Source organism: Brochothrix sp., assembly GCF_017549435.1.
GTDB lineage: Bacteria > Bacillota > Bacilli > Lactobacillales > Listeriaceae > Brochothrix > Brochothrix thermosphacta.
The window spans coordinates 1-25686 of the sequence record NZ_JAFYUW010000085.1 but is presented as its reverse complement, the minus strand read 5'-3'; the positions used below and the strand labels follow the sequence as shown (position 1 = coordinate 25686).

28 protein-coding genes are annotated in these 25686 nt (G+C 37.0%); 21 read left to right on the top strand and 7 right to left on the bottom strand.

The window, feature by feature from the left end:
• A partial coding sequence (locus IKV95_RS05860) for a gluzincin family metallopeptidase (RefSeq protein ID WP_483296360.1) occupies positions 1 to 1038 on the bottom strand: 1038 nt, incomplete at its 3' end.
• Between the two features lie 361 nt (positions 1039 to 1399).
• On the opposite strand from IKV95_RS05860, the gene IKV95_RS05855 reads away from it, so the two are divergent.
• The 12 genes from IKV95_RS05855 (at position 1400) to holA (ending at position 11209) form a co-directional block, all read left to right on the top strand.
• The gene (locus tag IKV95_RS05855) at positions 1400 to 1918 is read left to right on the top strand and encodes a YqeG family HAD IIIA-type phosphatase (RefSeq protein ID WP_029091239.1); all 519 of its coding nucleotides are present in this window, start codon (positions 1400 to 1402) and stop codon (positions 1916 to 1918) included.
• Positions 1919 to 3019, top strand: a complete 1101-nt coding sequence (gene yqeH / locus IKV95_RS05850; protein WP_029091240.1) for a ribosome biogenesis GTPase YqeH — start codon at positions 1919 to 1921, stop codon at positions 3017 to 3019. It begins immediately after the preceding gene.
• A gap of 21 nt (positions 3020 to 3040) precedes the next feature.
• On the top strand, positions 3041 to 3862 hold the full coding sequence (gene aroE / locus IKV95_RS05845; RefSeq protein ID WP_036027100.1) for a shikimate dehydrogenase: 822 nt from the start codon (positions 3041 to 3043) through the stop codon (positions 3860 to 3862).
• Complete coding sequence (gene yhbY / locus IKV95_RS05840; protein WP_069125297.1) at positions 3856 to 4149, top strand: ribosome assembly RNA-binding protein YhbY; 294 nt, start codon at positions 3856 to 3858, stop codon at positions 4147 to 4149. Before aroE ends, yhbY begins: the two co-directional genes overlap by 7 nt.
• A gap of 18 nt (positions 4150 to 4167) precedes the next feature.
• Positions 4168 to 4740, top strand: coding sequence for a nicotinate-nucleotide adenylyltransferase (locus tag IKV95_RS05835; RefSeq protein ID WP_069118838.1), 573 nt, complete (start codon positions 4168 to 4170; stop codon positions 4738 to 4740).
• Positions 4730 to 5320, top strand: coding sequence for a bis(5'-nucleosyl)-tetraphosphatase (symmetrical) YqeK (yqeK, locus tag IKV95_RS05830; protein ID WP_029091243.1), 591 nt, complete (start codon positions 4730 to 4732; stop codon positions 5318 to 5320). Before IKV95_RS05835 ends, yqeK begins: the two co-directional genes overlap by 11 nt.
• Positions 5313 to 5666 (top strand): ribosome silencing factor, encoded by a 354-nt coding sequence (rsfS, locus tag IKV95_RS05825; RefSeq protein ID WP_029091244.1) that lies wholly within the window; start codon positions 5313 to 5315, stop codon positions 5664 to 5666. Before yqeK ends, rsfS begins: the two co-directional genes overlap by 8 nt.
• Positions 5667 to 6401 (top strand): class I SAM-dependent DNA methyltransferase, encoded by a 735-nt coding sequence (locus IKV95_RS05820; RefSeq protein ID WP_069125296.1) that lies wholly within the window; start codon positions 5667 to 5669, stop codon positions 6399 to 6401. It begins immediately after the preceding gene.
• Between the two features lie 203 nt (positions 6402 to 6604).
• Positions 6605 to 7201, top strand: a complete 597-nt coding sequence (locus tag IKV95_RS05815) for a helix-hairpin-helix domain-containing protein (RefSeq protein ID WP_069135191.1) — start codon at positions 6605 to 6607, stop codon at positions 7199 to 7201.
• An 84-nt stretch (positions 7202 to 7285) separates the two neighbouring features.
• Positions 7286 to 7831 (top strand): ComE operon protein 2, encoded by a 546-nt coding sequence (locus IKV95_RS05810; RefSeq protein ID WP_080712890.1) that lies wholly within the window; start codon positions 7286 to 7288, stop codon positions 7829 to 7831.
• 15 nt (positions 7832 to 7846) lie between these two features.
• Positions 7847 to 10090 carry a DNA internalization-related competence protein ComEC/Rec2 gene (locus tag IKV95_RS05805; protein WP_287451499.1) on the top strand — a complete coding sequence of 748 codons (2244 nt, stop codon included), beginning with the start codon at positions 7847 to 7849 and terminating at the stop codon, positions 10088 to 10090.
• Positions 10091 to 10204: 114 nt separating this feature from the next.
• Positions 10205 to 11209, top strand: coding sequence for a DNA polymerase III subunit delta (gene holA, locus IKV95_RS05800; protein ID WP_069125291.1), 1005 nt, complete (start codon positions 10205 to 10207; stop codon positions 11207 to 11209).
• Positions 11210 to 11261: 52 nt separating this feature from the next.
• Here the strand turns inward: holA and thrB are convergent, their stop codons facing one another.
• The 4 genes from thrB to rpsT all read right to left on the bottom strand — a co-directional run bounded on the left by thrB (position 11262) and on the right by rpsT (position 14902).
• Positions 11262 to 12122, bottom strand: coding sequence for a homoserine kinase (gene thrB / locus IKV95_RS05795; RefSeq protein ID WP_069125305.1), 861 nt, complete (start codon positions 12120 to 12122; stop codon positions 11262 to 11264).
• Positions 12122 to 13177, bottom strand: a complete 1056-nt coding sequence (gene thrC / locus IKV95_RS05790) for a threonine synthase (RefSeq protein WP_483296359.1) — start codon at positions 13175 to 13177, stop codon at positions 12122 to 12124. The genes thrB and thrC overlap by 1 nt, the downstream gene beginning before the upstream one ends.
• Before the next feature lie 2 nt (positions 13178 to 13179).
• Positions 13180 to 14460: a homoserine dehydrogenase gene (locus IKV95_RS05785; protein WP_069125289.1), complete on the bottom strand. Its 1281-nt coding sequence runs from the start codon at positions 14458 to 14460 to the stop codon at positions 13180 to 13182.
• A gap of 187 nt (positions 14461 to 14647) precedes the next feature.
• Positions 14648 to 14902: a 30S ribosomal protein S20 gene (gene rpsT / locus IKV95_RS05780; RefSeq protein WP_029091252.1), complete on the bottom strand. Its 255-nt coding sequence runs from the start codon at positions 14900 to 14902 to the stop codon at positions 14648 to 14650.
• A gap of 350 nt (positions 14903 to 15252) precedes the next feature.
• Here rpsT and lepA point away from each other — a divergent pair, with 350 nt between their 5' ends.
• From lepA to IKV95_RS05760, 4 genes are all read left to right on the top strand, one after another.
• Positions 15253 to 17070, top strand: a complete 1818-nt coding sequence (lepA, locus tag IKV95_RS05775; protein ID WP_373453451.1) for a translation elongation factor 4 — start codon at positions 15253 to 15255, stop codon at positions 17068 to 17070.
• Positions 17071 to 17233: 163 nt separating this feature from the next.
• Positions 17234 to 17863 (top strand): glycoside hydrolase family 73 protein, encoded by a 630-nt coding sequence (locus IKV95_RS05770; protein ID WP_069118830.1) that lies wholly within the window; start codon positions 17234 to 17236, stop codon positions 17861 to 17863.
• A gap of 38 nt (positions 17864 to 17901) precedes the next feature.
• Entirely contained in the window at positions 17902 to 19122 is a 1221-nt protein-coding gene (gene pepT / locus IKV95_RS05765) for a peptidase T (RefSeq protein ID WP_069135187.1), read from the top strand.
• 156 nt (positions 19123 to 19278) lie between these two features.
• Complete coding sequence (locus IKV95_RS05760; RefSeq protein WP_029091256.1) at positions 19279 to 20184, top strand: DUF975 family protein; 906 nt, start codon at positions 19279 to 19281, stop codon at positions 20182 to 20184.
• Positions 20185 to 20300: 116 nt separating this feature from the next.
• Here the strand turns inward: IKV95_RS05760 and lepB are convergent, their stop codons facing one another.
• Positions 20301 to 20771: a signal peptidase I gene (lepB, locus tag IKV95_RS05755; protein ID WP_069129523.1), complete on the bottom strand. Its 471-nt coding sequence runs from the start codon at positions 20769 to 20771 to the stop codon at positions 20301 to 20303.
• A 242-nt stretch (positions 20772 to 21013) separates the two neighbouring features.
• Entirely contained in the window at positions 21014 to 21952 is a 939-nt protein-coding gene (locus IKV95_RS05750) for a CorA family divalent cation transporter (protein ID WP_069118826.1), read from the bottom strand.
• Between the two features lie 75 nt (positions 21953 to 22027).
• On the opposite strand from IKV95_RS05750, the gene IKV95_RS05745 reads away from it, so the two are divergent.
• The 5 genes from IKV95_RS05745 to IKV95_RS05725 form a co-directional block, all read left to right on the top strand.
• A complete protein-coding gene (locus IKV95_RS05745) occupies positions 22028 to 23026 on the top strand; it encodes a serine hydrolase domain-containing protein (RefSeq protein ID WP_051457347.1) in 999 nt (332 codons plus the stop codon).
• Positions 23027 to 23042: 16 nt separating this feature from the next.
• The gene (locus tag IKV95_RS05740) at positions 23043 to 23375 is read left to right on the top strand and encodes a thioredoxin family protein (protein ID WP_029091258.1); all 333 of its coding nucleotides are present in this window, start codon (positions 23043 to 23045) and stop codon (positions 23373 to 23375) included.
• Complete coding sequence (locus IKV95_RS05735; RefSeq protein ID WP_029091259.1) at positions 23372 to 24172, top strand: DUF1444 domain-containing protein; 801 nt, start codon at positions 23372 to 23374, stop codon at positions 24170 to 24172. The genes IKV95_RS05740 and IKV95_RS05735 overlap by 4 nt, the downstream gene beginning before the upstream one ends.
• A 2-nt stretch (positions 24173 to 24174) precedes the next feature.
• Positions 24175 to 24795 (top strand): YtpR family tRNA-binding protein, encoded by a 621-nt coding sequence (gene ytpR, locus IKV95_RS05730; protein ID WP_069125283.1) that lies wholly within the window; start codon positions 24175 to 24177, stop codon positions 24793 to 24795.
• 82 nt (positions 24796 to 24877) lie between these two features.
• Positions 24878 to 25686, top strand: an 809-nt coding sequence (locus IKV95_RS05725) for a hypothetical protein (protein WP_287451496.1), incomplete at its 3' end; no start/stop codon positions are given.

Sequence of the window (25686 nt, the reverse complement as noted above, 5' to 3'; positions counted from 1 at the left end):
TTCAATCCAGTTGTTTTCAAACGCATTGCGTGCAAATTCTGCCATTTTTGGACTGAACTTGGCAAAGTGTTCTTCAATAAATTCAGCGCCTTCTTGGAATGTCAGTGTTGTTTGAGTGTCAGTTAAAGTTAAGGGTGCTTCTACATCAACCCAACCCAGTTTATCAAGGTTAAGCATTTTCGCTTTACGCTCTAGAAAGGCTAAAACAGGTGCTTTGTTATTTGAAACAACATCCCAAATGCTATTTAAAGTTGCTTCTTCTAAACGATTGAGGCGCAATGACTCATCAAGGATATCCCACTCACGCGCTTGATATTTTGCTAATCGGAAGCCAATTAAGTGGTTTAAGGTATCAGCAAATAACGCGCCTTTTTCTTGCCACGTTTGTTCCCAAACTTTAAAGGCGTTGTGGCGAACATCATAGTTAGCTGAGTTCAAAAGGTTGTCAGTCTGACCTGCTGATAACGAAACAGCCTCACCTTGCTCATTAACAACATCAAAACGCATAGAATGAACAAGCGTATCATAATGCGCTGACCAGCCAGCATACCCATCAACACTTAAATTATTGATAAGTGTCTCTTCTTTATCAGAGAGCAGGAAGGTTTGGTTCGTGCGTAACTCATCTAATACAAAAGCAATTTCTTTTAAAGCATCAGTTTCTAACCATTGTTGCCAATGTTCATCAGATAATAAGGTTGTTTTCTTTGAAAGTTCATTAGAAGCATTTTGTAGGGTTGCATTTAATGAACCCAAACGGTTGAGCAGTGTGTCGCTATACGTATCACTAGCATCAGCAGCTGAGAAACACTCCACAAATGAACCCATTTGGAAAGTGGCCATTCCTAAATTCGCATAACTGGATGTTAACTCAGTAAAGACGGTGTAATCTTGACCATCCCACTCTGAGACTGCTGTAGTAAAAGCAGCCAATTCTTTGCTTGTTTGTTCTAATTTAGCTTGAAGCTCAGCTGAATGTGAGCCACCTTTGAAAAATGAATCAATATCCCAAGATAGCGAATAATTTTTTTTCGACATGGATAATACATCTCCCTTATAGTTAATAGTAGAAGTAGCAGAAGTTCCAAAGTGGATTTTTAAGCAACTTGCAAAGATTCGTTAGAAAGATAACAAACCTCTTAAGAAGGTGTTTTTCCAATAAGGACAATAACTTCCTATTGAATTATACACTTAGTTTTTGTTAAATTCAAAATATTGGGACAAGAGAAATATTTTGTGCAAGGTAGCGTGTTTGTTAATAGGTCACTATAATTAATTAAAACGTTCAGCTAATTGATTGTGGTTTATCCAACAGGAACTTCTAAAGTTTATGCGACAAACACCATTTTTTCAGTTATAATGTATAAGAATGAGAAAAAGCGAGGTGCCTGAAATTTTGTTGAAAATGTTTTTACCCAATCGAATGGTTACATCACCGTATGTAATCACGCCGGAACAACTACAGCGAAATGGAATTAAAGTCGTGTTTACGGATCTTGATAACACACTAATTGCATGGGATGATGAAGCGGCGCCTGAACAATTACACAATTGGATTAAAGAATTGAAAACAGCTGGAATCGAGCTGACAATTGTTTCTAATAATAATGAAGAACGTGTGAGCAAATTTGCGGAAGAGGTTGGCGTTCCGTTTGTTTATCGTGCAAAAAAACCATTGAACTCCGGTTTTAAACGAGCAATGCGTATCTATGCAGTTCGTCGTGACGAAGTAGCAATGATAGGAGATCAGCTTTTGACGGATATTCTCGGTGGTAACCGTGCCCGTTTATTTACGATTTTAGTTCAGCCAGTTAAGCAAAGTGATGCTTGGAACACTAAAATTAATCGTCAGATTGAAAAGTTGATTGTGTCATTATTAAAACGAAAGAATCCATTAAAATGGGAGGATACACTATAAATGGAAAATGAAGAATTACATTGTATTGGTTGCGGGGCAATCATTCAATCAGAAGATCCAAACGCGCTAGGCTATGCTCCGGCTTCAAGCCTAGGAAGAGAACAAGTTATTTGTAAACGTTGTTACCGCTTGAAACACTATAACGAGGTTCAAGATGTATCTTTAACAGATGATGATTTCTTGCGTATTTTGAACGGACTAGGAGCTAAAAAAGGTTTAATTGTTATGATAGTTGACATCTTTGACTTTGATGGTAGCTGGTTACCTGGGTTACAACGTTTTGTTGGAAATAACCCGATCCTTTTATTGGGAAATAAAGTTGACTTACTGCCACATTCGCTTAAACGTCCTCCACTAATGAACTGGATGCGTGGTCGCGCAAAAGAGTTAGGTATGAAACCTGTTGCAGTTGATTTAATCAGCTCGTTAAGAGATGGTGAAATTAGTCCTGTGTTAGAATTGATTGAAAAACACCGTAATGGTGGGGATGTTTATGTTGTCGGTTGTACCAATGTTGGGAAATCAACATTTATCAATCGTATTATCCACGATGTGAGTGGTGAAAAAGACATTATTACAACGTCTCATTTCCCAGGCACAACACTTGATACGATTGAAATTCCGTTAGATGACGGCAGCATGTTAGTTGATACACCAGGAATTATAAATCATCATCAAATGGCACATGTTGTCACAAGTAAAACATTAAAAGCAATCACACCGAAAAAAGAAATCAAACCAGTTAGCTATCAATTGAATGAGGAACAAACACTCTTCTTTGGTGGGCTTGCAAGATTAGATTATATTTCAGGTGGTAGACGCTCACTTACATGTTACTTGCCAAATAGCATTAAAATCCATCGTACCAAATTAGAAAAAGCAGATGAGCTTTATGCAAATCATTTAGGTGAGTTATTACAACCGCCATTTGCTGAGGATGTTGCTGATTTCCCTAAACTAGTGGGGCAAGATTTTCATGCGAAAGCGAAAATGGACATTGTTTTTTCTGGACTTGGCTGGGTAACAGTAGAAGAAGGTGCTCATATTAAAGCTTGGGTTCCTGAAAATGTGAATGTTACAATTCGTAAATCAATCATGTAACAAAAGGACGGTGATGGATCGATGAAAAAAACATATGCGGTAATTGGTTATCCAGTTTCTCATAGTATCTCTCCAGCAATTCATCAGCAAGCGTTAAATGCATTGGAAATTGATGCGAGTTATGTACCATTTGAAATTACTTGTGCGAATCAAGCAGCTGCTTTTAGTGGTTTGAAAGCTTTAGGTATAGATGGGTTTAATATAACAGCACCTTATAAAGAAGCGATTATTCCATACTTGGATGAATTAGCAGATAGTGCAAAGTTAGCGCAAGCGGTAAATACTGTTAAGAAAACTGACACAGGCTACGTGGGTTACAATACTGACGGCGATGGTTTTATTGCCAGCCTGAAAGAAGATTTTAAAGCTTTAACACTGGAAACTCGCTTCTTGATTATCGGTGCAGGTGGCGCTGCAAAAGGGATATTAGAGGCTATGAAAGCGCAAGGTTACAACAATATCACCATCACTAACCGTACACTTGCAACAGCTGAAAATTTAGCGGAGCTTTTAAATTGCCAGTCAATGGACTTAGAAACGGCGCAAGCAAACTTAGCAGATTTTGACTGTATTGTACAAACAACATCAGTAGGAATGGATGCAAGTAGTGAGGCGTTACCAATTGAACTGACAGGTTTAAGAGCAGATACGTTCGTCAGTGATTTAATATATAATCCGCAAGAAACTGCTTTTTTGAAAGCAGCAGGAAGCAATCCTAAACAAAATGGTTTAGGAATGTTAATTTATCAAGCCGCATTGGCATTTGAAATCTGGACAGGTAAATGGCCTGATATTGATTTGATGTACAATGCTGCAAATGAGAAAGGGTTTAAAAAATGCTAAAAGGTAAACAAACACGTTATTTAAGAAGTCAAGCACACCATATCTCACCAATTTTCCAAATTGGTAAAGGTGGAATTAATGAAAATATGATTCGTCAAATTAAAGAGGCTTTAGAAGTTCGTGAGCTAATCAAAGTGAGCGTTCTCCAAAACAGTGATGAAATTCCAGCTGAAGTAGGTTTGGCGATTGCTAAGAAAACAAAAGCGCAATTAGTCCAAGTAATTGGTAAAACAATTGTTCTTTACCGTCCATCAAAAAACGATCCTAAAATTCAACTCCCATCATAAAATAATCGGGGTGTAACAATGACAAAACGTATTGCTATACTAGGTGGAACATTTAATCCACCTCACTTAGGACACTTATATATTGCAGAACAAGTTTTCGAAATGTTAAACTTGGATGAAATAAGATTTATGCCTAATGCTGTCCCGCCTCATAAAAAGGTGACTGAGGGTATTAGTGATGAAAACCGTGTTGAGCTTGTTCGTAAAGCAATTGAAGGTAATTCACATTTTAAAATGGAATTATATGAAATTGAAAAAGGTGGCGCATCATACACCTACGATACAATGTTAGAATTGACTAAGCGAGAGCCAAATACGGAATTTTATTTTATCATCGGAGCTGATATGGTTGAATTTTTACCGAAATGGTATAAAATAGACCGTCTAATGGAGTTAGTGACCTTTATCGGTGTGACAAGAAGTGGTTTTCAATTGAACACTGATTATCCGATAAAAAAATTAGAATTGCCCTTGTTTGATGTCTCTTCATCAGGCATCAGGGCTCAAATAAAGGCGGATAAATCAGTGCGCTATATGGTGCCAGACAATGTTTATTACGCTATAAAGGAGTGCCGATTTTATGAATCGTGAAGAAGCTTTAGAGTTGGTTAAACCACATTTAACGGAACAGCGCTATATCCATACATTAGGCGTGGAAAAAACAGCAATTGAATTAGCGAGACAGTATGGTGTCGATCCTGAAAAAGCTAGTTTAGCGGCAATTTTTCATGACTATGCTAAAGTTCGCGACATCGATGAGATGCGTCATATTATTATAAAAGAAGATTTAGATCAAAGTTTATTACAATATCATCCTAACCTCTGGCATGCACCAGTTGGAGCAGTGTTAGTTAATAAGGAAATGGGCATTGATGATCCTGAAATTTTAGGTGCAATCACTTTCCATACGACAGGTCAACGTAATATGTCACCACTTGAAAAAGTTATTTTTGTGGCAGACTACATTGAGCCAAATCGTGAATTTCCAGGTGTAGAAGAAGCGCGTGAGCTAGCAAAAAAATCGTTGGATGAAGCCGTTCGTTTTGAATTATCACAAACGATGATTTATCTTATCCAAAGACAACAAACGATTTTTCCTGATACGTTCGAAGCGTATAATATGATTACAAAACAGTTAAAAGAAGAAGGAGAGCGAAATTTTGATAAATAGTAAAGAGGTATTAATGCTTGCAGCTAAAGCAAGTGACGATAAACGTGCAGAAGATATTATGGCGCTTGATATGACAGAGTTAAGCTCGATGGCAGATTATATTTTAATCGCTCATGGTAACTCTGAGAAACAAGTACAAGCTATTGCAAATGAAATTAAAGATAAAGCAAGTAAACAAGGTATTACAATCGAACGTATGGAAGGTTTATCTGCAGCGCGTTGGATCTTAGTTGATTTAGGCGATGTTGTTGTACATGTTTTCCATCACGAAGATCGTGCTTACTATAATTTAGAAAAACTATGGGGTGACGCACCACTTGTTGACGTTACTGCTGCGTTTGAATAAATGAAAGAAAACTACGATACGTTTCCACTTGTTTATGATGATTTGATGGATAAATCACTCTATGAAAAGTGGGTGGATTTTGTAGTACGCCATACACAATCGCAATCAACTTTGTTGGACTTGGGTTGTGGTACTGGAGAATTCGCTTTACGTTTAGCTGAAAAGTATGATGTTTCAGGACTTGATCTTGCAGCAAATATGTTGGTTTTAGCACAGGATAAATTTGAAGAAGCATCTTTAACGATTCCTTTGTTTGAAGCTAACATGCTTGATTTTGATTTAGGTCAATCGTTTGAAACGATTACATGTTTAAGTGATTCACTGAACTACATGACTGATGAAGCGAGTGTAAGTAAAGTATTTGAACGTGTACAGCAACACTTAACAGAGACAGGAACATTCATTTTTGATGTTCATAGTATCTATAAAGTAGATGTGCTATTTGATAATTATGTGTTTGCTGATAATGATGATGATGTCTCATTTATTTGGCGCTCATACAAAGGCGAAGAAGCGCATACTGTAGAACATGATTTATCATTCTTCCTCTATGACGAAGAAATGGATATGTACACGCGTCGTGATGAGTTACATTGCGAACGTACATATTCAATTGAGACTTATGAAAAGCTATTACTAGCAGCAGGTTTCTCTAAAGTGGGTGTTTATGCCGACTTTACTGATGAGGCTCCGTCTGAAACGTCAGAACGCTTGTTTTTTGTCTGTCAAAAATAATCGAAAAAGATTCTAAGATAGTATAAATCTTAGAGTCTTTTTTTGTGCAAATTAATAATTATGTATAAGATTTTCCCTGTTTTAAATAGCTATTTAACATGAAAGGTATCTAAAAATAAAGATTAAATCGATACTGGCATCTATCAATAAAAAGGAAGGTTGATAGATAAGAGCGAAAAGTTAAACAGGAAGAGGTGGGTACCATGAGAAAGATAAAAACATTTTATCAAGAATATCGATTAATATCTTATGTTGTGATAGGCGTTTTTATAACGGGGATATTAATCTTTTTGTTACCACAGGTAAAGGTAGAAGAAACGCCGCAAGTGAATGCGGTACAAACAGAGCCTATTAAAGAGAAAAAAACCGATGCAGAAGTAACACATTTTACAGTTGATGTAAAAGGGGCAGTAGGAAAACCTGATGTGTATGAAATAGCAATTGATGCACGCGTTAAAGATGTTATCCATTTAGCAGGAGGTGTGACCAAAAAGGCGGATACTAGCCAGTTGAATTTAGCACAAAAGGTCGTAGATCAAATGGTCGTTAACGTGCCTTTTGAAGGTGATTTACCATCTGATCAAGTAGATGAAACAGATGCTGCACCAGTCAAAATCAACATTAATCAGGCGAAAGTAACTGATTTTGAAGGCGTTCCCGGAATTGGAGCTGTAAAAGCAGCGACAATTATTAGTTATCGTGAAGAAAATGGTTTGTTTGAAAATATCGAGGCACTGACTAATGTAACTGGCATAGGTGACAAAACAGTTGAGCGCTTAAAGGATTACCTTGATGTATAACGCTTTTTATTGAAAAGAGATTGACGGGTAGTAAGTTGTGTGATTATACTGATAATAAGAAGATAAACAGAGGAGCGACATTTAATGGAGAGAATATCATGGAATCAATACTTTATGGCACAGAGTCACTTGCTAGCGTCACGTAGCACGTGTCATCGTTTAATGGTGGGAGCAACAATTGTTCGCGATAATCGTATCATTGCAGGTGGATATAATGGCTCTGTAGCACGAGAGGCCCACTGTATTGATGGTGAGTGTTTAATGGATCACGGGCATTGTATCCGAACAGTTCATGCTGAAATGAATGCGATTTTACAATGTGCTAAATTTGGTGCATCTACTGAGCAAGCTGAACTGTATGTGACACACTATCCGTGTGTTAATTGTAGTAAGGCCATTATACAAGCGGGTATAAAAAAAGTGCACTTTGCTCAGGATTATCATAATCACCCCTATGCTCAGCAGCTATTTAAACAAGCACAAGTAGAAACTGTTCATGTGCCTTTAGATCCTGTTTATTCTCAACATTTCGCTGTCGAATTAAAGAAAGATGTGCTTGCTGCACTCTCACAATTACCTGAAACAACAGAAAATGTAACGTTGATTAAAGCGGTGAAAAAACAGCTTTAAAACGGAGGTGATGTTATGGCACGCCATCTGTTAGTGATAAGTTGTATGATGTTATTTATTGCTGTAGCGATGGAAAAAGAAGCCTTTAGCTTTGTTATTATTGTGCTCATAATATGTTGCTTATTAAGTTGGAAATATAAACAGCTTTTATATTTTTTACCGATGTTATTGTTGCTGATGATTATTTATCAGTCCAGCGCTGAACAGAGTTTTCGCAAAAGCGCACCTGATTTTTTAAAGTCTTTTAAGATTAGTGCTGAACCGCTGATTGATGGTGATCGTTTCCAAGCGATAGTTACACAAGGAAAACAAACAAGTAAAATGAGTTATGTGATGAATACAGAAAACGAAAAGGATGCGTTAAGGCATATAAAACCTGGCGATAATTTACAGATTAGTGGTGAAACACGTAGCCCTAATCGTGCAAAAAATCCTCATCAATTTGATGAACGGTTGTATTTAAAGTACCAGCATATCCACCATGTTATTACGGCTGTTTCGATTGAAAAACTAGCAGACAGCAAACCCTCGTGGCATACAAAAATTCTACAGCTACGCCATTATTTATTGGCCGTAGTAACAGAAAAAGCACCATCTAAAGTAGGTTCTTATACAAGAGCGCTGATTTTTGGTGAACGAGATAGTCTTGAAGAGGAGACTGTTGAAGCCTATCGATCATTAGGTGTCATACATCTTTTAGCGATTTCTGGTCTACATGTACACCTCATCGGGGCGAGTTTGTTTATGATAGCGCTTTATTCAGGTGATACAAGACGTTTAAGTGCAAGTCTTGCTATTGTCTTCTTATTGTTCTATCTCGTGTTAGCAGGTGCTAATGCGCCAGTTGTGAGAGCAGTAAGCATGATGTGTTTGCTCTTTTTAAATGAGATCATCCCTTCGAAGATATCCACGTTCACTGCTTTGATTATAAGTTTCAATTTGCAAATCCTCCTCGATCATTATCAACTCTTTTCTATAGGCTTCCAACTGTCGTATGCCGTCTGTTTAGGATTGGTTTTAAGTCGGAATATTATCCGCCAATCTCAAAGTAGAGTAGTTGAAGGACTGAAAATATCAATTATTGCGACGTTAATGTCTCTTCCTTTAATTAGTTACCATTTTTTTGAAATTTCACTTGCAAGTATTTGGAGCAATTTAATTTTTGTACCCCTCTATACACTATTCATCATTCCTGCATGTTTGGGAACAGCCCTTATTTTACCACTTTTTGAAATACCCACCCCGCTTTTAACACTGTTTGAAAAAGTGTTGAGTTTGAGTGAAACGTTTGCGATCAAATTAAATGAGTTACCGTTTAACACATACATTACTGGACGAGCCCCATTAGTTAGCTATCTTATAATAGTTGTACTTTTATGGAGTTTTTTTATAGCCTGGGAGCGGAAGTGTTATTTAAAGACATTGACTTTACTGTTGATTATAACAATCCTGAGTTTGCCAATCCAAACACAATGGAGCAATAAAGGCAGGGTCGTTATGATTGATGTGGGTCAAGGCGATAGCCTTTTTATACAGCTACCAAATAATAAAGGTAATATGTTAATCGATACAGGCGGACAATTTGATTGGCAGCCACGGGAGGAATGGCAGAAACGTAAACGTGTCTATACCATAGGGAAAAACGTCCTAAACCCTACACTTAAAGCATTAGGTGTTAGTCGAATTGATCAAGTTATCCTTACGCATAGTGACTTCGATCACATGGGGGCGTTGGTGGAATTAGCTGAAGAGATCAAGCTTGGTGAAATTATAATCGGACGTGGTAGTGCCAGTGACAAGTTATTAGCAACAATGTTAACAAAATTGAAAGCTATTCCTCAACGAGAAGTTGTTGAAGGCGATGAATTAGTGTTGGGGAAGATTAGGTTCACTGTTTTAAATCCACAAGCGGAAGGCGGTATAGGTGAAAATCGCGATTCTGTAGTATTGCATGCGGTTATTGCTGGAAAAAGTTGGTTGTTTACTGGTGATATGGAAAAAGAGCAAGAACAGCGTATCATGAAGGAATACCCTAAATTAGGCCTCGATTATTTAATGGTAGCTCACCATGGGAGTAAACATTCGACAGATGCCACTTTTGTTGAAAACATGCAGCCAAAAGAGGCATGGATTTCTGTAGCCGAAAAATCAAGATATGGACATCCTCATCCCGAGGTTTTAGAAATTTTAGCAAATAATAATGTTCGTATTCGTAGTACGGCATTAGAGGGTGCTCTTATTTATCATTTCGATTATTAAAAATAACAGAGTAGGGAATTCATCCTTAAAAAGAGAAAGCAGTTCGATAATAATGCCATTTTCAGTTATAATAAAGAGGTGAGAATATATTGGTAAAGAGTTGGGGATGAAAAGATGATCAAAGAATGGCAAACGATTGAACGTGGAGAGTTTTCTCCTGTTTATTTAATCATTGGAACAGAGGCGTATATTATTCAGGAAACGCTGAAACGTATCGAAGAAAATGCGCTGATTGCAGACGAAGCTGAGTTTAATTATGCGAATTTCGATTTAACTGAAACATCGATTGAAGTAGCGATTGGCGAAGCTGAATCCGTTCCTTTTTGGGGGGATCGTAAAGTTGTAATCCTTCAACGCCCCACTTTTTTAACTTCTGAAAAAGATAAGGTGGATCATCAAATAAAGGGTTTTGAAAATTATTTGAATGAACCTGTACCGTTTACAATTCTTGTTATTGTGGCGGGTGTAGATAAGTTGGATGCACGGAAAAAAATAAGTAAATTAGTGCAAAAAAATGCTGTTGTTATCGATGCAACTGCACCCAACGAACAAAGTTTATTACGCTGGTTATCTGAAAGAGCGACCGCTTTAAATATGGATTATGAACCGGCAGCAATGCAAGAGTTAATGGTATTAACTAATTTCCAACTATCTGTAGCCATTCAAGAATTAGAAAAAATAGCGTTGTTTGTAAATGGTGGTTTGATGACTGTTCAAATTGTAGAAGATATGGTTGTAAGATCGTTGGAACAAAATGTTTTTCAATTGACTGAAAAAGTGGTTAATAAAGAGACAGGTAAGGCCTTGCGTATCTATCAAGATTTAATTAAACAAAAAGAAGAGCCGATTAAGATATTGGCATTATTGATTAGCCAATTTCGTTTGATGAACCAAGTTAAAATTATGAAGAAAAAAGGATACAGTGATCCAGAAATGGCACGCACGTTAAAAGTCCATCCTTATCGAGCGAAGTTAGCAGCACAATCTGTCCGTAATATTGAATTGATACATTTACAAACAGCATTAGCGGCGTTGGCAAAAGCTGACTTTGAATTAAAGACAGGTAGAGGATTACCAGGCCAAAAAGTTGAGTGGTTTATTTTCAATTGGCATGCCTAACAACAAACAAAAAAGTAACGTCTCTGAGAAATTTTCTCGAAGACGTTACTTTTTAATTTACTTGAATACCAACAGTATCGACATTAAGATGGATTAAATTTGCTGTTGAATCAAAGTTTTTTAGATCAGCCATTAAAGCTGCAGTTTGTTCAGGCTGAGATAAGATTAAGACTGTGGGTCCTGCACCTGATAAACAGCAACCATAAGCATCGAAAGTTTTAACGCGTTCACGTAAAAGCTCTAATTGAGGCACGAGTGATTTACGATAATGCTCGTGGAAAAGATCCTGCGCCATCATTTCACCCATTTGTTTTAAATCACCTGACAATAAGCTCGATAACATCACATTGCTAATCGCACTTGCTTTAACCGCTGTGCCATAAGGTAATTCCTCAGGTAAAACACTGCGACTCAGCGTTGTTGCTAATTCAGTTTGTGGAATAAAGGCAACAATGTCACAGTTTGGAAAGTTATGACGTGTGTAGCGTGTCTCTTCACCGAGTTGAACAGCAATCACCAAACCGCCAAATACGGCAGGCGCAACATTATCCGGATGACCTTCAATGTTAGTCGCGATGCGCATTTTTTCTTCTGCGGAAAGCTTGAGCTCACCTAACTGATTGGCAAGTTCAATTCCCGCAACAATCGCAGCAGCGCTACTTCCCAATCCACGAGTGGATGGAATATCACAACGCATCACGAGATGTTGTGGTTGAATATGCGGTGCGAGTGCAAGTGCTGTTTCAATAATAAGATTAGAGGCATCTGTTGGGATACCGTCACCTAATTGATGCTCAATGAACCAAGTGTCTGCAGGGGTCACATCAAGTTCTAAATAAAGGGAAAGAGCCAAACCACAAGAGTCGAACCCAGGCCCTAAATTTGCTGTGGTAGCAGGCACCTTGATGCGCATCATTCTGCTGTTGCCACTGCTAAATGTTTGGCAATTTCATCATATGTATTGAGACGATGAATTGTAGCAGGGACTTTATTGATAGCTGAATCAGGATCTTTTAAGCCATTACCTGTAAAGACAGTCACGACTGTTTCACCCGGTTTGATTTGACCACTCTTCACATGCTTAATGACACCAGCTAAAGAGGCAGCTGAGCCCGGTTCAATAAAGATACCATCCATACGAGCGACAGCTTGATAAGCAGCTAAAATTTCATCATCGCTAACAGCGTCAATAAAACCATTGGATTCATCACGAGCCGCTTCTGCAAAAGCCCAACTTGCCGGGTTTCCAATACGAATTGCTGTTGCAAATGTTTCAGGAGCAGCGATTGGCGCTCCTTGGACGATTGCTGCAGCGCCTTCTGCTTCAAAACCATGCATACGGGGAAGACCGCTTTGTTTCTTGTCATTAAATTCTTTAAAGCCTTTCCAATAAGCAGTGATATTACCAGCGTTTCCAACTGGAATTGCTAAAACATCAGGAGCTTTACCAAGTTGTTCAACAACTTCGAAAGCAGCTGTTTTTTGACCTTCGATACGATAAGGGTTAACAGAGTTAACAAGGGTTACCGCTTCTTTTTCAGCAATATCACGAACCATAGTAAGAGCGTCATCAAAGTTACCATCAATTGAAATAATATCAGCACCGTACATAACCGCTTGCGCAAGTTTTCCAAGTGCAACTTTACCCTCAGGAATAACGATGTATGCTTTTAAACCAGCACGTGTTGCATAAGCTGCAGCCGCAGCTGAAGTATTACCCGTAGAGGCACAAATAACTGCTTTGGCTCCATCTTCTTTTGCTTTAGCCACGGCCATCACCATTCCACGATCTTTAAACGAACCTGTGGGATTCACACCTTCTGTTTTAGCATACAATGTAATGCCTAATTTTTCTGATAGGTGAGGTAAGGGCACTAATGGTGTATTACCTTCATGTAATGATAATAAAGGTGTGTTCTCATTAACCGGTAAAAATTCTTTGTATTTTTTTAATAATCCCTCATACATAATTAATCCTCCACTCGATAATGTGAGTTAACCACAATACCACTCTCATTTTTTAAAGTCTCTAACGCAAGATGCAGGTTTTCACGACTTGTTTCGTGTGTAATGATAACGACAGTTGCTTGTTCATTTGATTCAGGTAATTGTAGGATACGGCTGAATCCAATTTTTTGTTCAGTGAAACGCTGTGTCATTTTTAAGAAAGTACCTGTTTCATCAGTCATCTTTAGACGAACAAAGTATTTTGCGAGGCAATCTTTGTCAGCCAATTTATTTGTTTCATGCACATAAGAACTAAAAGCATTCCCATTTGTGCCAAGTTTTGTATTTTTTGCAACAGTAATGATGTCGCTGACAACGCTTGAAGCCGTTGGTAATTCACCAGCACCAGGGCCATAATACATCGTTTCACCTGCAGCTTCACCTAACACAAATACAGCATTATTTTCATTGTGAACACCTGATAAAGGATGCGTTTTTGGAAGCAGGGTAGGTGTGACGCAAACATCTACAGCACCGTTGTGTTCTTCAGCGATCCCTAAAAGTTTAATTGTATAACCTAATTGATCGGCTAATTTGATTTCGTCCACTGTTAATTGACGAATCCCAGTTGTCGAAACATCATCTAGTGAAACATTCATACCGAAGCTTAAACGAGTTAAAATAACCATTTTACGTGCAGCATCAATCCCATCAACGTCATTAGTTGGGTCGCTTTCAGCAAAACCAAGTTCTTGTGCTTGTTTTAAAGCAGTTTCGTATGAAAGTCCTTCGCTGGTCATTTTAGTCAACATGAAGTTAGTGGTACCGTTAACGATCCCCATTACTTTTTTCAAATGATCTGACGCAAGGCCGTTAACAATTGTACGTAAAATTGGAATTCCGCCTGCAACACTTGCTTCATAAAAGAGGTCGCAATTATTTTCACGAGCAACTGTGATCAAGTGATCGCCGTGTAAAGCAATAAGATCTTTGTTTGCTGTTACAACATGTTTACCAGCGCGTAACGACTTAAGTACATAATCGTAAGCGATATCGATTGTGCCCATTACTTCGACGATGATTGAAATTGATGGATCACCAATTACATCATTTGCATTGTCAGTAACAGCAACATCAACGTCTTCATAACGTCGCGTTTTCGTGAGATCACGAACCAAAACCTTTGTTACTTTAATATCATAACCAGTAATCTGGCTAATCTTACTCTTATGTTCGTCTAAAATTCTCACGACGCCACTTCCGACAGTCCCGAATCCGAGAACACCTACATTCAATGATGACATAAAATACCTCCTTGTAATTTTCATTTCTATTAAATTTAGAATTGTTTGATTTATTAGAAAATTAATATTCTCAGTATAATAAAAATCCCACTATAAAGCAAGGTAAGATTATAGGACCTTGTAATATAATGGGATAATAAATTTTGGATAAAACAAAAGAGCCCTATACAACAGGCTCCCAAAGAGATTATTTAGCTAATTTTTTAGCAAGACGTGATTTACTACGGTCTGCTTTGTTTTTGTGAATCAAACCTTTTGAAACAGCACCATCAAGTTTAGAAACAGCTTGGCTATATAATTCACTTGTGTTATCAGCGTTAGCTACAACAGCAGCGTCGAATTTTCTAACAGCTGAACGAACAGCAGCACGTTGTGAAGATTTTAATTCATTACGAGTTTCTGTTTGTTTTACGCGTTTAATAGCGGATTTAATGTTAGGCATTTATGTCACCTCCGTTGAAATAATCATACTATGGCTCATCTAATTAGATAGCTCTAATTCCAACCATAAGACAGACTTAATTATATATGAAAATTGAAGGGATTGCAAACGTCTATTCTAAATTTATTTTTAAAAGGCTTTTTTTAATAGTAGAAAGAGCTTTAATACATAAATAACAAGGGATTTGCCAAACAATTGTAGCTACTATATAATAAAGTTAGATAAATGCCTTCTTATAATGAAGCTGAAGTGAAACGCAAATAGAGATGAAATTGTATTGTCTGCTATATGAGTATTTATAAGAGTGTTTGCAAAGAGTGATAGGAGTGGACAAATTGGATTTAAACCAGATGAAAGCGCGTCAAAAAAATATACGTAATTTTTCAATCATTGCCCATATTGATCATGGTAAGTCAACATTGGCTGACCGTATCTTAGAAAAAACGAATGCACTGACGCACCGTGAGATGAAGCATCAATTGCTTGATTCCATGGATTTAGAGCGTGAACGTGGTATTACAATTAAATTGAATGCCGTACAACTTTCTTACAACGCTAAGAACGGTGAAACATATACGTTCCATTTAATAGATACACCAGGACATGTCGATTTCACATATGAAGTATCTCGAAGCTTAGCTGCCTGTGAAGGTGCTGTTCTTGTAGTTGATGCTGCTCAAGGGATTGAAGCACAAACATTAGCTAACGTTTATTTAGCATTAGATAATGATCTTGAAATTTTACCAGTTATTAATAAAATTGATTTACCCGCAGCTGACCCTGAACGTGTGCGTGGTGAAATTGAAGATGTAATTGGATTAGATGCAAGTGAAGCTGTCTTAGCGTCAGCAAAAGCTGGTATTGGTATCGAAGAAATTTTAGAACAAGTTGTTGAACATGTACCTGCTCCAACAGGGGACTTAGAAGCGCCGTTACAAGCGTTGATTTTTGACTCTGTTTACGATGCATACCGTGGTGTTATTACGAGTATTCGTGTCATGAGTGGTACAGTAAAAGCAGGCGATAAAATTTACATGATGCAAACAGGTAAATCATTTGAAGTAACTGAAGTAGGTGTATTTGACCCGAAAGTATCGCCACAAGATGTCTTGATGGCAGGTGATGTTGGTTACCTTACTGCAGCAATCAAGCAAGTAGCAGATACACAAGTAGGGGATACGATTACGCATGCAGAAAATCGTGCAGCTGAACCTTTACAAGGTTATCGTAAAATGAACCCGATGGTTTATTGTGGTCTTTACCCAATCGATTCGTCAGATTATGTTGATTTACGTGATGCACTTGAGAAACTTGAATTGAATGATTCAGCATTACAATATGAAGCTGAAACATCACAAGCACTAGGATTTGGTTTCCGTTGTGGTTTCTTGGGACTTCTACACATGGAAATTATTCAAGAACGTATTGAACGTGAATTTAATATCGACTTAATTACCACAGCACCAAGTGTTATCTATCATGCAACATTAACAGATGATACAGAAGTGGTGGTATCGAATCCATCAGAAATGCCAGACCCATCATTAATTGCTTATGTTGAAGAACCTTATGTTAATGCATCAATCATGGTACCAAATGAATATGTCGGTGCCGTTATGGAGTTAACGCAACGTAAGCGTGGTAATTTCATCACAATGGATTATATGGATGATATTCGTGTTAACGTTAAATATGAAATTCCACTATCTGAAATTGTTTACGATTTCTTTGACCAACTCAAATCGAACACGCGTGGTTATGCGTCATTAGATTATGAAATTATCGGATACCGTCAATCTAAACTAGTGAAGATGGATATCTTATTGAACAGCGAAAATGTCGATGCTTTAAGCTTTATTGTTCATCGTGATTTTGCTTACGATCGTGGAAAAGTGATTGTTGAACGTTTACAAAAACTCATTCCGCGTCAACAATTTGAAGTGCCAATTCAAGCGGCAATCGGTAATAAAGTGGTCGCACGTTCAACGATTAAAGCGTTGCGTAAAAACGTCTTGGCTAAGTGTTACGGTGGCGATATTTCTCGTAAACGTAAATTACTCGAAAAACAAAAAGCTGGTAAAAAACGTATGAAATCAGTTGGTTCTGTTGAAGTGCCTCAAGAGGCATTTATGGCAATCCTTAAAATTGATGAAGATACAAAAAAATAAAGGCTTATATCATTTAGAACAGTCACATGTGTGGCTGTTTTTTATTTTAAGTAACCATTATATAGAAGTGTGTTCATATAGAAAAACACATCGTTTTGTTTGCTATCTGAGCAATCAACCACTAAACTAAGAAACATAATAAGTTGTGATAGTGGGTGAAAAAATGATCATTAAGACAAAAAAATCAAAAAAGAAAAAGCGTCAAGACTTAATTATTACAGGGATAGTCTGCCTAGTATTTGTCGTGTTTTTAAGTATAATTATTGGGAAACTATCACAAGAAGAAGCGGCACCTGTAATTACAGAAGTTGACGAAGCAAAGATAACTGCCGAGAAAAAACAAACCTTTATAAAAAAAATATCACCAATAGCGAAAAAAAATCAAGAAGATAGTGGCTTGTTAGCGAGTGTGAGTATGGCCCAAGCTATTTTAGAGTCTGATTGGGGTACGAGCGATTTGGCTGTCGAAGGAAAAAATTTATTTGGTATCAAAGGTCAATATAAAAAACAATCGATCAAGTACCCAACACAAGAGTTTGAAAATGATGAATGGATCACGGTTGAAGCGGCATTTAGAAAATATTCTAGCTGGGAAGAATCGATGAACGATCATGTTAAGCTTTTTAAGGAAGGTACGACTTGGAATGCTAATCAGTATAAAGAGGTGCTGGTTGCAAAGGATTATAAAAAAGGCACAATGGCTTTACAAAAAGCAGGTTATGCGACAGATCCAGACTATGCGGACAAGCTAGTTTCAGTAATTGAAAAATATAAATTAATGGAGTATGATTAGCCTATGATTACTTGAAAATAGACTTTAGGAGCTGAGATATAATGGAAAAAATCACAGAGCGTTTAATTACTTATGCTAAAATCGATACTCAATCTGATGAGAATAGTACAACAACACCTTCAACACCCGGACAATGGGATTTGTTGCATCACCTTGAGAAAGAAATGAAAGAAGTGGGATTAACAGATGTCCATTTAGATGAGAATGGTTATTTAATGGGAACTGTACGTGGTGATTTAGATGTCGCAACAATCGGTTTTTTAGCACATGTTGATACGGCAACTGACTTTACAGGTAAAGATGTCAAACCACAAATACATGAAAACTACGATGGCAAAGATATTGTTTTGAACAAAGAACATAATATTGTAATGAGAACGGCTGATTTTCCAGAGTTGAGTGACTATAAAGGTCAAACATTAATCACAACTGATGGAACAACCTTGTTAGGCGCAGATGATAAAGCCGGTATTGCAGAAATTATGACCGCAATGGAATATTTAATTGCACATCCAGAAATTAAACACGGTGATATTCGCATCGCCTTTACACCTGATGAGGAAATTGGACGTGGACCTGAAAAATTTGATGTGGAACGATTTAATGCCGATTTTGCTTACACAATGGATGGTGGTCCTGTTGGAGAATTGGAATATGAATCATTTAATGCTGCAGGAGCAGTCATTACTTTCCAAGGAAATAGTGTTCATCCAGGTACCGCAAAAGGTAAAATGGTAAATGCAGGTGCACTGTTTGCAGAGTTTCATGCGTTGTTACCAGCCGATGAAGTACCAGAAAAAACAGAAGGTAAAGAAGGGTTCTTCCATCTGAGCAATATGAGCGGTAGCGTAGAAAGTGCCAAAGCCTCATATATTATTCGTGATTTTGATCGTGAAGCATTTGAAGAACGTAAACGAGTGTTAACTGCAGCGGTCAAACAATTGCAAGCTAAGTACGGTGAAAAAGTTATTACAATTGAAATGGCAGATCAATATTACAATATGCGTGAAAAAATAGAGCCTGTTATTGAAATTGTTGCCTTGGCACAAAAAGCCTATGATAAGTTAGGCATTACGCCACATATCATTCCGATTCGTGGTGGAACAGATGGCTCACAATTGTCTTATATGGGTTTACCGACACCGAACGTATTTGCAGGTGGTGAAAACATGCATGGTAAGTTTGAATATGTCGCAGAAGAATCAATGATCCAAGCGATGAAGGTCATCATTGAAATCGTTAAAGAACACGCAAATTAATAAAAAAGATAGAAGTGTTGTCATCATGGCAACTGCTTCTATCTTTTTAAAATAATCGAACTGAAAGAAATTACCCGAGTTAAACTAATAGATATCGTTCTTTTGAAAAAAACATGCTATAATTACAGGTGATATAAAATTAAAAGAGGTGAGACTTTGAAAAACATAAGCTTGATTAAAAATGAGGCGAGAGCAGCATTAAAAGGTCATTGGGGAATTGCGATTGGTGTTTTCTTATTGATGCTTGTGATCAATGGTGCATTGAACATGGTTGCTCCATTTGATGCTACAACAGAATCTACAGGAAATACGATTCTATCATTCATGAGTGTTTTGGTCACAATATTCGTAAGCATTCCTTTGACAACAGGATTTCAATGGTTTTATTTAAGTCTTTTTGACGGTGAATCATTGAGTGTTAAAAAAATGTTTTCAGCTTTTGGTAAAGGCTTTTACTTAAAAGTTATTTGGGCAAATATTTTAGTGGGTATCATGGTATTTATCTGGACTTTACCGGCAGTACTTATTGGTATATTAGTAGTTATTCTAGGCATGACTGAAGTGATGAGCTTATGGTTGCTCATTATTCCAATTATCTTACTTATCTTACCGATTATGAAAGCTTATAGTTACACGCAAACATTTTTCCTAATCAAAGATAATCCTACGCTTTCAGCTTGGGATGCAATTAAAACAAGTAAAGAAATTATGTCGGGGAAACGTATGAAACTTTTCCTCACAGAATTATCATTCATCGGTTGGATGATCTTACCATTAGTGATTGGTTTATACGGCGCATGGTTGATGTTCAGTGCTTTTATCTCAAATACTGGTACGTCAGCTGTTGGATTTGGTATTGGTATTTTGTTTATCGGACTCGCATTTTTCATCGGTATGATTGTCTGTATTTATTTAGCACCATACTACCAAACAACAGTGGCTTCATTTTATCGCATGCTTCAACCAAAAGAAGTTATTGTGGAAGAAGTCATCATAGAAAATGATTCATATGTTGAAGAAGTAAGTACTTTAGATAACAATACGGATGAAACGAACCGTTAGAATAATTTTCGGAAATTTGAGAGAGGCTTTTGCTTCTCTCTTTTTGTTTAGTAAGTGTATAAAAAACAACCGTCTGACATTTTTTGTCAGACGGTTGTTTTAGTTTTGATCTAGCTTTACTTAAACGGATAAAATTTGAAACCAAGCTTACCATCAATTTGGTCTTTATTAACAAATCCAATCATACGACTATCCGTGGAATTTTCGCGATTATCACCTAACACATAATAAGAATCTGCTGGGACAGTGACTTCGTTAATATCGTCAGTTACACCTTGAGTAGTAAAGGATTGTGTTGTTTTTTTACCATTAATATACAATTCATTATGACTCACTTTTACGGTATCACCAGGCATTCCTATAATTCGTTTGACAAAAATGCTACCAGAACCAATTTCGTCAAAGATGACAATATCAAATCGATCAATACTGGCTTGTTTATAGGCGATATGACGGTCACGGTCGTTTAAAGTAGGGTCCATTGAGTGACCATCAATCACAACAGGTGAAAAGAAAAAGACACGTGCAATAATAATAAGGATGATGACAGCTGCAACAAAAGCATATTCTCTAACTATTTTTTTCATAAAATCCTCCGATGTATAGATTGAAATTTAACTTCTTATCATTTTTTTAAGTCATTAATAGTCAATTTATCTTTTATAACTAATTGAAATAATGAAAAACGAGAGTTATTAGTGACATTATACCACGTCGCAATACTTTGGTCATATGATATTATGCGGAGAGTCATTGTTTTTATCAATTTCTAAATGTGCTAACAAGAGAGGCTGATTAAGCGCTCCGTTGAACAAAATATAGAAGTCACTTACTTCTTATTTTTTTTATTGCCTAACCATCCTTTACGATAGAGCCATAGAGCAACAAGACCAGTGAAAAAGAGTATCAACAAGAGTGAGTAAAGATAACCGTATTTTAAATAAAGTTCGGGCATTACACGGAAGTTCATCCCCCAAATTGCTCCAAATACAATAACAGGTGTGGTTAATACTGTGAACATAGTAAGAGCATTCATAATTTCATTGCCACGGTAGGAAGCAAATGTTGTACTTAAGTCTAACATTGATGAAAGTTGTTTTTCATATTGATTAAGCAAGTCTGTCGTTCGTTCAAAGCGTTTATTAAACGAGTGAATCGCATGTTTTTGCAAATGGTTGTTTGTGTATATTTCTTCTGTCGCTAGTTTGATTTCTTGTAGCGGTAACGTAAGGTGTCGCAATCGTAATAAATCTGAACGCCAATTAAATAATTGTTGTACCTGCTTTTGTTTAAACTTATCATAGTGTCGTTTTTCAGCAGTAACAACGCTACGTTCGAAATGATCTATTTCAGATAAAAGCGGATTTAGTGTTTTTGTTAATAGAAAATAAAGTGCTTCAATAGGTGTCTCAAAAGATTTTAATATGGCAACGGTTGTAGCTAAAGAATGCCCCGTTAAGTCAGGGATATTTAAATCAGTTAATAATAATTGATATTGGTCGACATAAAAATGAGCGAGCAGATTGGATTGTGAGGAAGTCTTTGTAATATAATGAAAAGAACCGATCATACAATTTTTTTCGGGTGCTATAAAATCATTCGTTACGTGTAAGTAATTTGTATCAGTTAACAAGGCACTTTCTTCTATAAAAGGCGTGTATTGGGGGAATACATTTGCGATTTTGCTAAAGTCAGATGGTTCATTGAGTAAGCAATAATGAAATTGCCAATTACCACAGGAGACGGTTTCAATAAAAGCTGGTTTCATACGTCAACTTCCTTCCAAAATATGATATAGTTACTATGTAAATGAAGTATACCAAGTCCATTAAAGGAGGTAACCATGGAAATATTAGAAAACTACATCAAACAGATGGTTGCCGATAAAATAATTCCTGGTGCAACATACGGTATTTATCAACAAGGAAAATGGGTTAATGCTCAAGTGGGCAGTTCGCAACTCCTTCCAACGGCATTAGTGTTACAAGAGAATGCCATTTACGATGTCGCATCACTTACTAAAGTATTGGTAACGACACCGTTATTATTGAAATTGTATGAACAAAAACAAATTGATATTTTAAAACCTGTGCACTATTATTTGCCGCGTTTTAAATACCTAGAAGTGACAGTTAAACAACTAACCACACATCAGTCAGGATTGGCAAAAAACATTCCTAACTATCCAATAAAAACAGCGACTGATGTAGAAAATTATATGTACGATATTCCACAAGATAATACTGCTGGAGATACAATCAATTATTCAGATGCCAATTTTCTGTTGCTAGGTGCAGTGATTGAAGCGGTGACCAAACAACCAATTGATAGACTTTTTAGCGAACAAATCACTAAACCACTGGCTATTGAAAATTTATTATTTAACCCTAAAAACAAAGCGAAATTAGAGTGTGTCCCAACTGAATTACATACACAGCGTGGACTAATTAAAGGGGATGTACATGATCATAAAGCATACTGTCTTGGCGGTATTGCGGCACATGCGGGTTTATTTGCGAATATTGAAGCGATTGAAAAGTTAATCAATCATTTAATGGGGTGGAATAGTCCAGAATTACTGACGGATGAAAGTCGAAAACTAATTCAAACAGTACAAGGAGAAGATCGTGTGAATAAGCGATCGATTGGATGGGATTTACGTTTTAATCAGGCACAACAACCCATCATGTACCATACAGGATTTACAGGAACGTTTATCTTAATTAATCCGATGAAAACTGAAGCGGTGATTGTTTTAACCAACCGTATTCACCCCAATAGAGAAAACCAACTATTTCTAACAGTACGGGATAAATTTATAGAAGCTTATTGTAAACGATAAAAAAGGGGCGATAATGATGAAAAAAGTAGCAACAATACAAGAATTCAACACAATCATTCAGACAGGTAAAACGATTGTTATGTTTAGTGCAGATTGGTGTGGTGACTGTGTTTATATCGAGCCGCAATTACCCGAAATTGAAGCGGATAACCCAACATTTAATTTTATTCATGTGGATCGTGACGAATTGCTTGAGCTTTGCCAAGACTTAGCTATTTTTGGTATTCCTAGTTTTGTAGCATTCGAAAACGGTAAAGAAACGGGCCGTTTTGTTAATAAAGAACGTAAAACGAAAGAAGAAATCAATCGTTTTGTAGCGTCTTTGAGCAGTCAGGAGCGTAGTGAATGAAACCAACTATCTTTACTGTAAAAGAATTATTAATTAATAAACTAAATAATCCTGACTATCGTTATACCTTTGATAAGGACTCAGGCACGTTACAAGTTAAAAATGATCGTGTGAAAAATGCTGTTACGATTCAATTGGCCGAACTCGTCAAACTCATAGAGCGTGATGGAGAATCTGCACTTGATAAGCAAGTGTATTATATTACCAGCAGTTTTGCGGCAGCGCAAAATACGAAACGTGTAGAAGATCATATGGACGATCTTTATCCCGTTATACGTTCAAGCTCATTCCCACTTGAAACAAAAGAAGGGGAGCCGTTTATTGTTACAGACCATACAGCAGAAACGCGAATTTATTACGTTTTAGATTTGGGCAATACCTACCGTTTATTAACTCAGAAAGATACAAGTGTGTTAGCGGTAGAAAAGATCAAAAGTCAGGCGTTAATCAACCTCAATACTAAAAAGATTCCATTAAAAGAAGATAATGTAGCAGGAAACCGTTTTTACTTTGTTAGAACCAATGATGGTTATGATGCGAGTCGTTTGCTCAATGAAAAATTCATGGAAAAAATGGAAAAAAACGCAAAAGGTCAGATCGTTGTAGCAGTACCACATCAGGATGTGTTATTATTAGTAGATGTAGTGAATGAAGCGGGTTATGATGTTATTGGGCACTTAACACTTGATTTTTATGCCTCAGGACCGGTGCCAATTACAACATTGGCATTTGAGTATTCAAAAGGTCATTTAACACCTGTATTCATTTTGGCTAAAAACAAACAAAAGGGGTTATAAAAATGATAGTAAATGTATTTTATAATGAAAAAGGAATTGGCGATGTATTGATCGTTCAAAAGAACGGTAAAAAAGCTGAAAAAACAATAACTGAATCTAACAATAATGTGACTGAAATTAAAAATGCCGATACGAATGAAGTAATTGGCTATAACTTATTTAAAGTGAAAGAAAAGACAGCGTTAAACGTGACAGATAAAGTAGAAGTCACAGACGAAACAATTGCAATTATTAACGAACAATTGAGTGCTGCCGGTTTTGAAACATTAAAAGATGTGGATACAAGTCCTAAATTTGTTGTCGGTTATGTAAAATCAAAGGCAGAACACAGTAACTCAGACCATCTTAGTGTATGCCAAGTTGATTTGGGTACACATGTTGAGCAAATTGTTTGTGGTGCACCAAACGTTGATGAAGGGCAATACGTTGTGGTAGCTAAAGTTGGCGCAGTAATGCCAAGCGGTTTAATCATTGAACCTTCTGCATTACGTGGTGAAAAAAGTAACGGTATGATCTGTGCAGCACGTGAATTAGCTATTCCTGATGCACCAACTGAAAAGGGCATTATGATTTTAGAAGGATCAGACTATAAAGCAGGTCAAGCATACGCAATCCTCTTTTAAGTTAAACAATGGCTCAGTGTAGCATTGAAGACTATAGTTTGGTAAAATTAACTATATAAGAAGAGAAACGAGGGTGATGCAGATGGCTGGTTGGTTTAAAAAAATGTTGAATTTAGACGAAGATGAAACAAGCTCACAGAAACAAAAGGTAGAAAGACCAATCGCTGATAGTAAAAAGGGACGGCGCACACCCGCACCAATTAAAAATAAACAAGCACCAGATTATAATGAAGGTCGTGTGCGAACTGTCACAATGGATTCTGCAAGTAAGACACCGCGCACCAATAGAAAACCAATTATAGAACAAGAAAAAGTGGTTGAAAAAGTTAAACCACCTACCAAAGAAGTGAATAAAGAAATTGAAACAACCTCAGACGAGATAAAGTGGCATTCTGCATCACGAGAATCTCATTTTAAGGCGAGAGATATTCCTTCGCCTGTCTTTGGATTTCAAAAAAGAAATATGAGCCAATTCTATCCCAAACGACAGGAGCTAGAAACACCTGTCTTTGACGATCATATAAAGCATGAGGAAAAACCTATTGAAAGTAATAACCCTGCACTAACAAGTGAGTCAGTAGAAGTATTGCATGATACTTTAGAAGTGGAGAACGTGGAATCGTTGGTTGAAACCAGCACTGAAGTTAACAGTGAAATAGGACCGATTGAAGAAACAAGCGAAACTGAAAATAGTGATGTAGCAGAAATTGTTAGCGATAAGCTTGATAAACGTACGGATGTCATTGAAAATAATAAAGCAGTTGAAGCAGTTGAAGCAGTTGAAGCAGTTGAAGCAGTTGAAGCAGTTGAAGCAGTTGAAGCAGTTGAAGCAGTTGAAGCAGTTGAAGCAGTTGAAGCAGTTGAAGCAGTTGAAGCAGTTGAAGCAGTTGA